This window comes from Vibrio sp. (assembly GCF_984391705.1).
Window position 1 is genome coordinate 1 of sequence record NZ_CFHWOM010000076.1, and the last position, 13,218, is coordinate 13,218.

The 13,218-nt window shown below is 44.1% G+C and carries 12 protein-coding genes and 1 pseudogene; 1 reads left to right on the forward strand and 12 read right to left on the reverse strand.

Features of this window, described 5'->3' with window-relative positions; all coding sequences use genetic code 11:
* Nucleotides 1-222: 222 nt before the first annotated feature.
* The 6 genes and pseudogenes from AC4MRV_RS20075 to AC4MRV_RS20100 form a co-directional block, all read right to left on the reverse strand.
* A pseudogene (locus tag AC4MRV_RS20075) lies at nt 223-384 on the reverse strand (DUF1289 domain-containing protein); the annotation flags it as partial.
* A gap of 122 nt (nt 385-506) precedes the next feature.
* Nucleotides 507-1,169 (reverse strand): transmembrane anchor protein, encoded by a 663-nt coding sequence (locus AC4MRV_RS20080; protein ID WP_491189079.1) that lies wholly within the window; start codon nt 1,167-1,169, stop codon nt 507-509.
* A gap of 19 nt (nt 1,170-1,188) precedes the next feature.
* Complete coding sequence (locus tag AC4MRV_RS20085; protein WP_491189080.1) at nt 1,189-1,932, reverse strand: HupE/UreJ family protein; 744 nt, start codon at nt 1,930-1,932, stop codon at nt 1,189-1,191.
* 51 nt (nt 1,933-1,983) lie between these two features.
* Complete coding sequence (locus AC4MRV_RS20090; RefSeq protein WP_491189081.1) at nt 1,984-2,346, reverse strand: hypothetical protein; 363 nt, start codon at nt 2,344-2,346, stop codon at nt 1,984-1,986.
* 96 nt (nt 2,347-2,442) lie between these two features.
* A complete protein-coding gene (locus tag AC4MRV_RS20095; RefSeq protein ID WP_491189082.1) occupies nt 2,443-2,793 on the reverse strand; it encodes a DUF3147 family protein in 351 nt (116 codons plus the stop codon).
* A 51-nt stretch (nt 2,794-2,844) separates the two neighbouring features.
* Nucleotides 2,845-3,921, reverse strand: a complete 1,077-nt coding sequence (locus AC4MRV_RS20100) for a nickel/cobalt efflux protein RcnA (protein WP_491189083.1) — start codon at nt 3,919-3,921, stop codon at nt 2,845-2,847.
* A 133-nt stretch (nt 3,922-4,054) separates the two neighbouring features.
* Here AC4MRV_RS20100 and rcnR point away from each other — a divergent pair, with 133 nt between their 5' ends.
* On the forward strand, nt 4,055-4,327 hold the full coding sequence (rcnR, locus tag AC4MRV_RS20105; protein WP_038137190.1) for a Ni(II)/Co(II)-binding transcriptional repressor RcnR: 273 nt from the start codon (nt 4,055-4,057) through the stop codon (nt 4,325-4,327).
* 205 nt (nt 4,328-4,532) lie between these two features.
* Here rcnR and AC4MRV_RS20110 read toward each other — a convergent pair whose 3' ends face one another.
* The 6 genes from AC4MRV_RS20110 to AC4MRV_RS20135 form a co-directional block, all read right to left on the reverse strand.
* Nucleotides 4,533-7,601, reverse strand: a complete 3,069-nt coding sequence (locus AC4MRV_RS20110; protein WP_491189084.1) for an efflux RND transporter permease subunit — start codon at nt 7,599-7,601, stop codon at nt 4,533-4,535.
* Complete coding sequence (locus AC4MRV_RS20115) at nt 7,601-8,698, reverse strand: efflux RND transporter periplasmic adaptor subunit (RefSeq protein WP_491189085.1); 1,098 nt, start codon at nt 8,696-8,698, stop codon at nt 7,601-7,603. Before AC4MRV_RS20115 ends, AC4MRV_RS20110 begins: the two co-directional genes overlap by 1 nt.
* A 379-nt stretch (nt 8,699-9,077) precedes the next feature.
* Nucleotides 9,078-10,328: a VapE domain-containing protein gene (locus AC4MRV_RS20120; RefSeq protein WP_491189086.1), complete on the reverse strand. Its 1,251-nt coding sequence runs from the start codon at nt 10,326-10,328 to the stop codon at nt 9,078-9,080.
* Complete coding sequence (locus tag AC4MRV_RS20125) at nt 10,321-10,563, reverse strand: helix-turn-helix transcriptional regulator (RefSeq protein WP_005475731.1); 243 nt, start codon at nt 10,561-10,563, stop codon at nt 10,321-10,323. The genes AC4MRV_RS20120 and AC4MRV_RS20125 overlap by 8 nt, the downstream gene beginning before the upstream one ends.
* A gap of 90 nt (nt 10,564-10,653) precedes the next feature.
* A complete protein-coding gene (locus tag AC4MRV_RS20130; protein ID WP_491189087.1) occupies nt 10,654-11,781 on the reverse strand; it encodes a hypothetical protein in 1,128 nt (375 codons plus the stop codon).
* Between the two features lie 72 nt (nt 11,782-11,853).
* Nucleotides 11,854-13,029, reverse strand: coding sequence for a site-specific integrase (locus tag AC4MRV_RS20135; protein ID WP_491189088.1), 1,176 nt, complete (start codon nt 13,027-13,029; stop codon nt 11,854-11,856).
* Nucleotides 13,030-13,218 lie beyond the last annotated feature (189 nt).

Genomic DNA, 13,218 nt, shown 5'->3' on the forward strand with positions numbered 1-13,218 from the left:
TAACGCCCTGTTAATGCGTGAATAAAAATAAAACAAAGCACTATTTTACAAACACTTAATTCAAAAAAACTCACAAAAACCACCATATGTAGCATATATGTAGCTTTCAGTCGCGCCAAAACCAACAAAATGATAAGCACTCTAAAGCACTGTTGGACAAAACATTTCAGTGATTTTACTAATTTAGAATAATGTGGATAACCTCAGGTATTGCGGTGCATCTTACTTGATCCGCTCACTTCTCATTTGTAACATCCGTTTTTGGAGCTTTTTCTTTAGGATATTCAGAGCATAAGGTTTCAGCGTTTTCCATTCCTGACATTCATCACGAGTTCTGGCACAACCTACACACCAACCTTTATGGTTAGAGAAGTCACACAAATCGACACACGGACTCTTTTGTTTTTCATTGAACTCACCTCAAATTTGTGCGGCTCAGGTAACCTTAGTGGCATATGAAATAGCCTCTACGAAACTCACCTTCATAGAGGCTAGACTCTGTCTAATTACAGAACACGCTTCATCTCTGCGTAAGCCCCATTCGTTCTGAGAATAACCATAACAACGTTGTCATTTCGGTTGCGAAAAAACCAACCGTGGTTTCCAGTAAAAGCCGCTACCAGTTCCCCTTCGTCATTCGGAACACCACGACCTTTTTCATAGCTGATAGATCTTCCATTACCATCGCCATGAGTGTCGTAGTTGACAGGGCCACCTTTCGAGGTCCATTCAAATTGGGCAACTTGGCCTTTTTCCATGACCAATTTCACTTCCGCACCTTGGCCCGGTTTCAGTGAAAGCATAATTTTGTCTTTCCAAACTGCCTCAGCAGCTACAGCTGCTTCAGGGTTTGGAGAAGTCACCTCAAGTTGTTGAGGTGCGACTTCAGGTTCCGCTTTAACAGGCTTGCTTTGAACCGTTTTAGTGGCAGCAACGACTGCACTATTAGCCTGGTCTTCTTCTGCTTCTTGGGCTAATTGAGCCTTAATCTCTCCCATTTCAGTTAATCCCAATACTCTGCCCATTCCTGTTGGGTCAATAGCATACTCAGCAGGTAGAATGACTGTGATGAGCAGAACAATAGCAGTTGCTAGTGCAATAACGGTTGAGCGAGCAAGCTGCTTGGTTGTCGGTAGCTCGGCACGATTTGGCATATCTGTGTTGTACATGATTTATTCCTTTTTCTTTTTACTGAGCAACAACGTAGCCCGTTAATTGATAACCGATAAGCATGAAACCCAAGCTCATCATAACGACATTGACTGAGTAGGCTTGACGATAAAAGCTGGTATGCAGCCTCCAAAAGCCCATCACAATCAAAATGGTGCCTAGAGCAATCAATTGCCCTATTTCCACACCTATGTTGAACGCTAGTAAATTCGGAATTAATCCATCAGGAGAAATATCATATTCGATGATCTTCGACGACAACCCAAAACCATGACAGAACCCGAACAACAAGGTTGCGAGTTTTGTATTGAGCTGTACGCCAAACCAGCGCTGAAACGCTCCTAAATTATCCATTGCTTTGTAGACCACAGACAACCCGATGATGGCATCGATAATGTAACTGTTAATGCCGATATTGAAGTACACACCAAGCAGCATGGTAGACGAATGTCCGAGCGCAAAAAGGCTCACATACAACGCGATGTGTTTCATTTTGTAGAGAAAGAAAATCACGCCAAATAGAAACAAGATATGATCGTATCCTGTTACCATGTGCTTCGCACCCAGATACATAAACGCAATGATATTGGTACCTGTGATTTCTTGGATATAACCTTTGTCACCTTGTGCCACGGCATGAGCAAAAACATCAGTGCTCATCACTATGAGTAAGGCGAGAATGAGATAAAGCATCCCCTTACGAAGCGACGTCGCCATACCGATAGGCAACGTACTCACTTCGCGTAAAGAGAGTAAGTTCATAGTAACTCCATTATTTGTTGAATCTTCTTTAGCCGCTGATTACGGCAGTTATCAAGTAAACAACAACGCTCTTGGAGGACGCTCTATTTTGAAGGGTTTATGGATAGGCGTTCCGCTGAGCTGCCTGCCATAGGTTGACACCATCACTCTCGTAAACACGGAATGACTTAGCGTTTTTAATGTCGCACTGTCATACGCGTGATTATGATTATTCGCATCATGGTGAAATGAATACTCATCATCGACATCATGAGAATGACTGGAGGAATGGGAGTGTGTATGGTCACTATCGAAAGCCGATATCGCCGACAAGCTATGAGAACGAAATTCACCTATCGCAGACGTCGTCGTACCTAATGCGACGATAAGTAGCATCAGCAAACTAATAGATTGTGTGAGTGCTTTAGAAACCATACACCATCGCCGACATTGAGATAGTTCAATGAGAATAACAAAAACTTGAAGTGTTATATTATAACAAAACCAAGAGTTCAACCGTCATGTGTTAATTTATGTAAGCTGTATACCAAACTCTTTCACAATAATTGCCACGATAAAAAAGCACACGATTGAAATAACGGCACAAATGCCTAACGAGAACCAAAAGGAGTATCGACTCAATAGAAACGGAAAGATCAGAAACATTGGCAACGTAGGCAACACATACCAGAAGGTGTAGTAGGCATGATTAGCGAGCTTTTCCTGACCTTGTTCTTCGATATACATCCAAATCAATGCCAAAATCGTAACTGTAGGCAGTGCCGCTATTAGCGCTCCCGCTTTATCACTTCTTTTCGCTACTTCAGATATTAAAACCACAATCCCAGCGGTTAAGGCGTACTTAGTAATAATCCACAACATGACATCGTTACCTTTATATAACTTTCTGTAAAGCCATCATTACCACAGAGCTTAGCTCATCAACGATGTATATCCGTGCATACCCATGTATAAGCCAACAGCACAGATCAAAACGCCCGATAAATAAGGTGCTCGGCGTGCAACATCGTTCAAACCACTCCATTTGGATGTCGCTTTTTGTAGCCCCACGCCTGCCACAACGCCAACTGCAACCAGAGTGAGAGCTAAACCAACACTGAATGACACAACCAGAGTAGCACCAAGGGATATAGCCTTAAGTTGCAAACAAATAAGCAAAACCGTTACCGCAGCAGGACATGGAATTAAGCCACCAGTTAAACCAAAAAGCAGTATTTGCCCATTCGTAACATCTCGGTTCTCAAACCGCTTTTGAATATCCAAAGCGTGAGCACGTTCATGGGCATCTTGATATTCCTTGTTATCACTTCCTGAATGAGCTCTTGAACTAAAATGTACATCAAAATCATGGGTATGGTCGTGGTGTCCAATAACCAATGTGACAGACAAATCATCAGAGGCTTCAATGCAGGATGCCGATTCTAAGTACCCATCACGCTCAATAAAGTGATAGGTATCAGTAGATTGGGCGTTGTTGCTCGGTGCTGAAACCTTGACACCTTCGGCCGTTAAAGGCCTACCATGGAGTGTTCGCAACTGAAAACGTTGGTGGGGCCCTTCTTCTTTAATAGAGAGTGATACGTGCCCGTGCCCTGTATCAACGACTTGAGTGGTCCATTCATGAACATGAGAATGAGCTTTACGCCAAGCACGCTCATCGCTCCAAGTCCGCCAGAACATCCATGAGCCTGTCGAGACAATAATGACGCCTGAGATGAGCTGCATCCAAGGCTCAGTCGCTTCAGCCGTGAACTTCTGGCTGATGTACATACCACCAACAGCAATCAACCACACGATAGCAGTGTGAGAAAGTGTGGCTGCCACCCCCAGCATCACTGCTTGTTTGACTGTTCCTTTAACTGCAACAATGAACGTCGCCATCATTGTTTTCGAGTGTCCGGGCTCAAGGCCATGCAAAGCACCAAGTAAAATGGCACTGGGAATAAAGAACCATCCATTACCTTGTTGGAGTAGCGCGACAAAATCCATCCGTTTCCCTGCTGTGTTTTGTTATTTGCGACAAACTATACTCCCCCCTAGTATTAAATACTACCCCCCTGTATAAATGGAGTGCTACATTATCGGTTAGAATCGCTCAGCCCATAACTAAAGAAGATAAGCCATGTCACATACAACCCGAGATCAAAAGAAGCTCAACACCCGAGTCAGTAAAATACAGGGTCAGGTGAATGGACTTAAAAAAATGCTCGAAGAAGAGCATGAATGCCAAGATGTGTTGCAGCAGATTGCTGCTATTCGAGGCGCGGTAAATGGCTTGATGCGAGAAGTGATCAAAGGTCACTTGCTAGAGCACGTTGTACTTGAAGAAGACAAAGAGCAACGTGAAACCGATATGGAAGTGGTGCTGAAGGTTCTGGATTCTTATATCAAATAGCGTGTTGTGCGCCGTCAGCTCCCACTACTCTTACCATTGAGAGAGAAATAATAGTTTTTTGTTATTCAATATAAATACCTCCTAACTCATAGTGGGGCAAAAGCGTGTTAGTGCTCTTGCACTAACACAGTCACAGTAGATTCGTTAAATTCCAAAGACTTATGTTTAAGCCATGCATTCCCTTCTACTAAGTTAGTAATCGAACCTACACTTTTACCTTGAAAAAAATAGAGTACAGAAGTGGAACTACACCTAAAGTTAATATCGTGGATACGATTAAGCCAAAAATGATTGCGATTGCCATAGGCTCCCACATGACACCTCCCCCCACCCAAAGCGGGATCATCCCGACAACAGTTGTAACCGTCGTAAGCAAAATAGGAGTCATACGTCGCTTAGCCGCTTCAATCACTGCATCATAGGGACGATATCCGTTTTCAGATTGCTCAAAGTCAATTCTATCTATCAAGACGATGGCATTGTTGATGACAATTCCAGCAAGAGATATCACGCCTAGAATGGTCATAAAGCCAAGATAAGAACCCGCTATATTGAGGCCTAAACAGACCCCTATTAGCCCCAAAGGTATAGTAAGTAAAATAATCGAAGCCTTACGAACTGAGTTAAACTGACCCACCAGCAAAAACAAGATAATACCTAGACCAATAGGGAGTTTCTCAAAAATCGACTGGTTTGCCTCACCAGAGCTTTGCGCTACTCCGCCGAGTTCCCAACGATAACCTACAGGCCAGTTTTTCGAAGCTTCTTCTAGGAATGGCACCAACTGTTGATTCACTTCCGCAGGTGTCACTGGGGCATCTAGACCAGCCGAAACCGTGACTGCCTTTAGGCGCTCTCTTCGTGGTATCAATGCAGGAGCCCATACAATACTAGTGTCCACTATTTCAGCTAACGGAAGAGAGCGGTTGTCTGCAGAAATGATATTGGTACTTGTTGGCCTTTCTATATTGTTCTGCACACGAGAGCTTGCTCTCATCACGATTGGGATGACCTCTTCGCCTTCGCGAAATTCTGATACCGTCAGCCCGCTAGTCGCAGCTTGTAAGCTAAGAGCAATATCTGTGTTCGACACTCCATGCCGAAGTGATTCTGCTTCATCAATATTAATAACAAATTTCGTACTCCTCAGCCCCCAATCGTCAGTAACACCTTTAATACCTGAGATAGCATTCAATTGAAGCTTAACTTGCTCAGATATTTCCATTAGTTTACTGGTCTCTTTGCCAAGAATTCGAACCTCTATTGGGTTGCTTATGGCTGCGCCATTTTGAATTTTCTGCGCTTTAAAACTCACGTCTGGAAACCCAGTAAACAGGTAATGTTCAATATCTTTCATGACTACATCTACCGCTTCACTGGTATCGGTATTTATAATAAACATTGCATAATTTGGACTGGCAGGTTTCGAGCTATGGGATAGAACGAAACGTGGCCCACCATTACCAATGAACACCGACCAGCTCTTTAGTCCTTTCGAGTTATCACCATCAGATGCAAGCGAGTTGAGGTGCTCACCTAACTTATCGACAACTCGTTCCGTTTCAGAGATTGGCGCAAAGATAGGCAGTTCAATCTCGACCTTAAAAACGGGATCTTCTGACGGTGGAAAAAAGATAACCGGAATGTACTTGAAACCGTAGATCGCTGCGCCAAACAAACATAGGACCACAACAAGAGACACTGCTCGAAAGCGCAATATTTTTGACAAAAACACGAGATAATAGCGCTCAATCACGCCCATTACCCCTTTGCTATCTGTCTTAACGTTTGCCTTTTTAGGTGCAATGTCTTTAACGAAATAGCAGAACATAGGAATCATAGTGATGGCCAGAAGCCATGATATAAGCAGCGTTATGGTAACTACTGTAAACAGCGGTGCTGTATATTCACCCGTTGTCGACTCAGCCAAGTAGATAGGTAAAAATGCGGCTGAAGTAGTAAGAGAAGAGGTCAGTAATGAGATTTTAAGCTCCTTCGCTGCATTAACGCTCGCGTCCCATGGAGTCTCCCCATTCTTCCTTCGATTAAGAATGTTTTCAGCCATCACAATGGAATTGTCGACCAGCATACCAAGCGCTATCATCAACCCTGCTAAAGATACCTGATCCATGCCAATTCCAGCCACATACATAATGGCAATACTGGTAGCGATAGTAAACGGTATTAAGCTAGATACAATTACGCCAACCTTCATTCCAAGGCTCAGCAACATCACCGCAATGACCACTACTATGGCCTGCCCCAAGTTGCTGATAAAGCTATCTATGGTACTTTTCACTAACGTTGGCTGAAATGCGACTACCTCAAATTCTACCCCCCACGGATAAGTCTGATAAAACTGCTTCAACAAGACGTCTACCTGCTTACCCATTTCGATAATATTGCCGCCCTCTATCATTGATAGCGCGATAGTAATGCTGTTTTTACCGTTAGTTTTAGTCATGGCGGTTGGTTCTTTAAAATCTCGATAGACCTTAGCAAGATTTTCAAGTGGGACCACTTCATTACTGTTAGGGATGGGTATATAGGTTTTCTTCAGTGCACTCACCGATTCTAAATCGCCAGTGGGCTCGATAATGACATCCTGTTTACCATCACTCCACTTACCTCCGGAAAGAATAACGTTCTTCTCTTTTAGAAACTGGGAGATATAGGTTGGAGAAATACGAAGTGACTGCAAGCGGCTATTATCATACTCAATGACAATCTCTTCATGTTGAATACCATACAAGTTCGCTTTAGCCACAGACGGTATTCGAAGAAGTTCATCTTGCGCTTGTTCAGCTATGTCCTGAAGCTCGTTTTGACTATACCCTTCTGCGGTGACTGACAATACGATACCAAATACATCACCAAACTCATCGTTGACCTCAGATAACCCAGAACCTGTTGGTAAGTCTGCTTGAGCGGAATCGACTTTTCTTCGCAAACTATCCCATATTGGACGAAGTTCTTTGTAGCTATCCTTAATATCGACAGTCACAATGGAAACCCCAAACTTCGATAGACTTGAAACAGTATCAAGTTCAGGCATTTCCTGAATCACTGTTTCAATTTTATCTGTAACTAGTTGCTCTACTCGCTCTGGAGATGCGCCTGGGAACGGAGTAATGATTTGTGCTGTACGGATCGGAAAACCAGGGTCTTGGGCTCGTGGAATGTTTAGGAACCCGTATAGCCCTGCTAACAAAAGCGACACCAGTATGACTGAGACGAAGCGGTGCTTGTTAATCGCAGCTCCTGTAATGTTCATCAGTGGGCCTCACTTAACTTCGCGACTTTAAGTCCATCGTAAATTTGACTGACACCCGCTGTGACCACAGCCTCATTACCTGTCAGCCCTTCTCGGATCTCGATATATCCGTGGCTAAAACGCCCCACCTCAACATCAAACTGTTTAACGACCCCCTCCTTGTCATTTTCCTCCTGATAGACATAAAGATAGTTACTACCTTGAAGCTCATTCACAGCGCTCATTGCCACCCAGTAGTGCCCTTCTGAAGCCTTCAACTTTTTAGAAACGACGATCTCCGCGGCTATGCCTTCCTGAATACTCGAATCTGGGGTAATCAACGCAACTGTTACGAAATAGAGCCCATTTTCTTCAGAAGTAATACCGATTTCAGTAACTTTTCCTTCAACTTGTTTTTTGATGTTTCCTTTGAGTTCAATGGCAATATTCTCTCCAATGTTGAACTCTTTCAATGCGGTATCCGGTATGGTTGCCGTCACTTCAATCGACTGACCACAGCTTAGATCGGCAATAGGTTGACCCGCAGTGACGTTTTCGTTTTTTCGGACATAAGTTTGTGTCACCTTACAACCCGAAATTGGAGAAAATAACTTAGTATAACGAACTTGCTGTTGGTCTAACTCGACGCTTTTACGCACCTGCTTCACCTTTGCAATATCAGCTTTATATTCTGCCTGAGCAAGCTCAAAATCTTTCTTTGAGACCACATGTTTTTTGTATAACTCTGTCAGCCTATTCAGGTTACTTTTGCTAGTGAGCGCTTTAGTTTCTACCCGAACCAGCTGTGCTTTGGTCTGTTCTAGGTTGAGTTGCATGTCTCTATCGTCAAGTGAAGCGATAAGGTCATTTTTATCCAACACCTTACCAATGCTAGTACTAATTTGTCGCACCCGACCTTCAACCCTAAAACTCAAAGTGAAGTTTTCCGAGGATTCCGTTGTACCCGCATAACGATATTCTGCTAAAGGAAGCTCTGAAATAGGCAGGGTCACTCTCACTGGTCGTAGAACCACTTCTTCAGACTCTTGGGTGTCATCCACGCAACCCATTAAGACTAAAACAAACAAAAAAACTAAAACCACACGACTGTTATTCATAATAATATCAACAATTTTAAGGACTTAAGCCAGTGTATGGTACCAAGTTAATTTATAAAATAGTAATTACATAAACCTTACTCTTATTCGCAAAAGTTATACAACTTAAGGACATGCGCACTTAATATCACAACAAATCAACTATCTACCTCAGAAGATTTGTGGTCCAATCTATCACTAAAGAGTACGAGCAAAACGAAATACTTATTATGATCTTGAATCTATGACGAAGTATTGTGAATTTTATAGTTTTCTGATTTCCCGTTTGGGATAGAAGACGCCCCCTATTTGTCAAAACGATTTCTGAAAGGTCAAAAAGTTACCCCACCTACCCCACTTCTCATCAATCAGGTGGGGTAAGTGGGGTAGAAATGGCAACTTAGCGAAATGAAGTGTTGGGGCGAACGTCAGGAAAGCAGTATCGGTTCGAGCCGTTAAGCAATCGCTTCTCGATTTTTCCTTCTTTGTGCAGTTGATTCAATGCCTTACCCACCACATTAGCTTTCGATACATCGGCGTTGATGAGTTCGCAGATAGCCTTTGTCGATAGCCATGCTCTCGCCTTACCGTGACACTCTTCAATATGGTCATTGAGCAGCGTGTACCATGTCCCTTTGTCGACGTATTGAGAAGAGGCATGAGACACTTGCAGTTGCAGCTCTGGCGGCAACACCCAAGGGTGATGGTTCACCATGAGTTGATGTTTGACCTCTAACCAAAACTGACGCAGTTTCTCAGGCTCTTTGAGTGTAAGCTCCCCTGTCGATTTGTATTCCCAACCGAGCAGTTGATTTAAGCCCGTCATATCAGTTTCCCCCACCAATTCAACGACTGCGTACCGTGTGTTTCCTGTCTCATCTTTTAGGAAGTCAGTACCGTTTACCGTAGCAATTAAGTTCGTCTGTCGGTCTTTTTTGATGTCAGTGCGCGCATATGGCGGTCTTACCGTATCCCGCTTCCGAGTTACAAACGCTTTGAGCGCCCCTTGGCAGTTTTTGGTTGAACGCTCTAACTCCCCAAGCTCGACTATCCAAGAGCGGATAACCGAAAGAACGCTGTCTTTGTTGTCTGAGTTAAGCTCGGCCCCTTCTAGGAACGCATTGGGCATGACGTTGGCAATACGCTCGACAAAGGCCGTCTTTTTAAAGGACTGCTCACCTTGTAAGACAGGCACGAGTTTGGATTTAAAGTTAGGGACAAAGAGACATGCTACACAGCCAACTAGCCAATGTAGCAGCACCGCACTGGTGAGCTCTGGCTCTTTGGCCTTTAAACAGCTTAATACCGCGTTAACCCTTGGCTCACCATCCCATTGGCCCTCTAACCAATCAGCGATGGGGTGATAGCTGCTTTTTAACGCCAGTGCGCTGAAGTGGTCATCTATGGCGCTTTTTGGCATCGAATAGATAGAAGCAAGCGAGATAAGCTCGCTTCTGACCTCTTCCGGTGTCCCGACAAAGACGCCCTGCTTATAAATGTCTGGCTCTAAGGTCATTTTGTTGTGCTTCGCTTCATAGCCTGCGCTATCAAGCAGGGCTTTCAGGTTATCCGCCGTATTGAGCACAATGCATTGACCGGATTCTTTGTACTTCACATGAGGAAAGTTTGGCTCACAATTAGGGTTAAGCATGGAAGCCCTCCCCTTGTGATAAATGGTCGCGTTTAGTGTGACTATCCAACCAGCAATCTAGGTCTTCTTTGAGGTAACGAACCGCTCGACCAATCTTAATGAAGGGTGGCGCGACGGTTCGGTTTTTACGTGGGCCTTCCATTCGAGCTTGACGAAGGAAGGAGCGACTCATCCCAATGTAAGCCGCTGTCTCTTGTTCGGTGTATACACGTTTCTCTACGTTGCTTTGAGTCATGTCTGTGTCTCCTGTTGTTCACTGAGACACACGCTAAGACATCAAAACGTCATATGACGTTTACGATGACGAAGACAATGACGTTTTTTATTAAGACACTTCCTGACTTGTCTTAAAGACACGCCTCACCCTCGCTAAGACGTTTTTCCTAAACGACTCATACGACATGGTCTTTTCCTTCTCGCCTCGTCCGAAGTAAGTGAGAGTGTCTTGTGTCATGTTTTCAATCAACACATCGGTATCAAATTCACGTTGAAACTCATTTTGATTCACGTCTTGTCTTAAAATATTCCACACCGTTATCGCTTTTGCCTCTGGGTGCGTTTCTAAGATTCGAATGACCACATGAGCAAGTGGGTGCGTTAAGTAGCGTTGGTCAACCGAATCTAACCGACGTTTAACCGTTGAACTAACCGAAGGTAATGCGTTAGAAGCGTTAGGGTTAACCGAAGCTAATGCATTAGACCCGTTACAGGTAACCGGCGCTAAGCGCTCGTTAACACTACTTATAAAGGTTGAAGCACCGTTAGAAACACTCGTTTCAACGGGTACAGCGTTACTCGACGTACTGGATTCAACAGGGGTAACCGAAGCGGTAACCGACACTAACGCGTTAGCTTTAAACACGTCAACGCTAAACACGCGTTGGATATCTTCTAAGTCCACTCTTAATTGTGCAGGCTCAACGGTTACCGGAGTGGTTTTTAAATGGTATCTCGGTGGGTTGTCTTGAGCTTCATCGTCCGCTTTCAAGCCAAATGACTTGCTGAACGTATTGGTTAACGCTTCCAACGAGCTATCAAGCGTTTGAACGCTTTGAATCTGGGTATAGGCAATAAGTGTTACCGTCGGTTGATTCAATACCCTCTCGTCCAGTTTAAAATCCGCGCTCACAACGTTACCAAATACGGATTTAACAGGTTGCCAATGCGTAATGCGTTGAGGTTCGAGAATAATGGCATGAGTACATGGTTGCGCCTTACCGGAAAATGCAAAGTTGAACGAGGTAGATTCAGTAAAACGAACCACCCCTTCATAGTTGAAAATGGCAGGCACACTTTTCGACGTGGGGTGAATCGCCCCCATCTTTTTGGATTTTAACACACCGCACAATGGCATCTTCTTTTGCTCCACCGCGTCCAGTACATCCCCTTCAGACAGGGTGGTTTTCTGTGATATCTCATCCAACCGGATAAACCGACGTTTTAGCTCTGTCATCGTCCTTAATCACTCCTTGAGTACTCATGTTCAATACAACCCGTTAAGGTTATCGAATTCACCTAATGCCTATCAACCAATCAGTTGTACCGCTGCGGCAGTATGAGCCGGCGCTAAATGCGCGTAACGCAGCGTCATTTTCAAATCCGCATGCCCCAATAGCTCTCGAACCACATTCAAATCAACGCCTGCCATAACAAGTTTACTGGCGAAATGGTGGCGTAAATCGTGAAAGCGGAAGTTCGAAATACCAGCGCTTTTTAGTAGGTTTTGCCAAGGGTACTGAAAGAAGCTCACCCGCTTGCCCTCATGAACAAACACATACTCTTCATTGAGGTTTTGAGCGCGCCACTGTGACAGCATGTTAAAGACTGTGTCGTTCATTGGTATGGTGCGCTTCTTCTTTGATTTGGCATTTTCAGACAAAATGGTGAGATAGCGATTCTCAAACGACACACTCTCCCAACGTAGCGTCAACATCTCGCCTTTACGCATTCCGGTATGCATGGCGAGTGTAATCAATGGCGTAAAGAAATCAGCGTACTGGTGAGAGTCGTTGTCTTCGCATAACTGTGCTTCTCTAGCGGCTAATGCACTAAGTAGCGCTGCCTCTTCTGACTCAGAGAGATAACGGATACGCGTGTTGTCTTCTTTGGCTATTTTCACGCTCGATAAGTTGTGAGACTCGATGAACTCCCATTCCACCGCTCTATTTAACGCCGCCTTAAGCCGATTAAACGTATACTCTATCGTTGCAGGCGCTCGACCTAATTTACGCTTGTCGGTTACCCATTGCTGAATGTCCCACGCTTTAATGTCTTCAAGAGGCTTATCCGCTAAGAAGGCAAAGGTATTAGCGATGGATTGGTAAGACTGTTTCGCGGTTTTAGGGTTCATGGCAAACAGATAGTCTTTGTAGTGCTCTTCGAGGTATTTACCCAAAGTTAAACTTCGACGCACCTCCGCTTTACGCTCTTCAACGCGCTGGACTTGAACATCCACACCACTGGCAACCAACCCCGCTTTTTCCTTAGCTAAGTCTCTTGCCTGAGCAGGCGTCATTGAATCCGCAGAGCCAATAAGGTAGTTGCGCTGCTTACCGTTCAGTCTGTAGTAGAAGTAATACTTAATCGCGCCCTTGGGGGAAATGCGGGCATGAAAACCACTGATTTCTGTATCATTGAGACGTCCATCCTCAATCGTCAATTGCTTGATAGACGTATTGGTGATCTTCTTCTTGATTGCCATTCAACAAACCTCTGTGTAGCAAATATGTAGCACAAAGATTGTACAAAAGCAGCATTCAATGAACAACCAGAAACAAACCACACAAACTTAAACCACTGAATTATATAAAAATTAAGTTCATCCTCGTTCATTACCGTTTATAGCAAAACAACCACGATTCACACTGTTAAGGTGTGAGCAACGCAATAC

Coding starts and splice junctions, on each gene's coding strand:
- AC4MRV_RS20080 (WP_491189079.1), bottom strand. CDS start 1,169: ATGTACAACACAGATATGCCAAATCGTGCCGAGCTACCGACAACCAAG.
- AC4MRV_RS20085 (WP_491189080.1), bottom strand. CDS start 1,932: ATGAACTTACTCTCTTTACGCGAAGTGAGTACGTTGCCTATCGGTATG.
- AC4MRV_RS20090 (WP_491189081.1), bottom strand. CDS start 2,346: ATGGTTTCTAAAGCACTCACACAATCTATTAGTTTGCTGATGCTACTT.
- AC4MRV_RS20095 (WP_491189082.1), bottom strand. CDS start 2,793: ATGTTGTGGATTATTACTAAGTACGCCTTAACCGCTGGGATTGTGGTT.
- AC4MRV_RS20100 (WP_491189083.1), bottom strand. CDS start 3,921: ATGGATTTTGTCGCGCTACTCCAACAAGGTAATGGATGGTTCTTTATT.
- rcnR (WP_038137190.1), top strand. CDS start 4,055: ATGTCACATACAACCCGAGATCAAAAGAAGCTCAACACCCGAGTCAGT.
- AC4MRV_RS20110 (WP_491189084.1), bottom strand. CDS start 7,601: ATGAACATTACAGGAGCTGCGATTAACAAGCACCGCTTCGTCTCAGTC.
- AC4MRV_RS20115 (WP_491189085.1), bottom strand. CDS start 8,698: ATGAATAACAGTCGTGTGGTTTTAGTTTTTTTGTTTGTTTTAGTCTTA.
- AC4MRV_RS20120 (WP_491189086.1), bottom strand. CDS start 10,328: ATGCTTAACCCTAATTGTGAGCCAAACTTTCCTCATGTGAAGTACAAA.
- AC4MRV_RS20125 (WP_005475731.1), bottom strand. CDS start 10,563: ATGACTCAAAGCAACGTAGAGAAACGTGTATACACCGAACAAGAGACA.
- AC4MRV_RS20130 (WP_491189087.1), bottom strand. CDS start 11,781: ATGACAGAGCTAAAACGTCGGTTTATCCGGTTGGATGAGATATCACAG.
- AC4MRV_RS20135 (WP_491189088.1), bottom strand. CDS start 13,029: ATGGCAATCAAGAAGAAGATCACCAATACGTCTATCAAGCAATTGACG.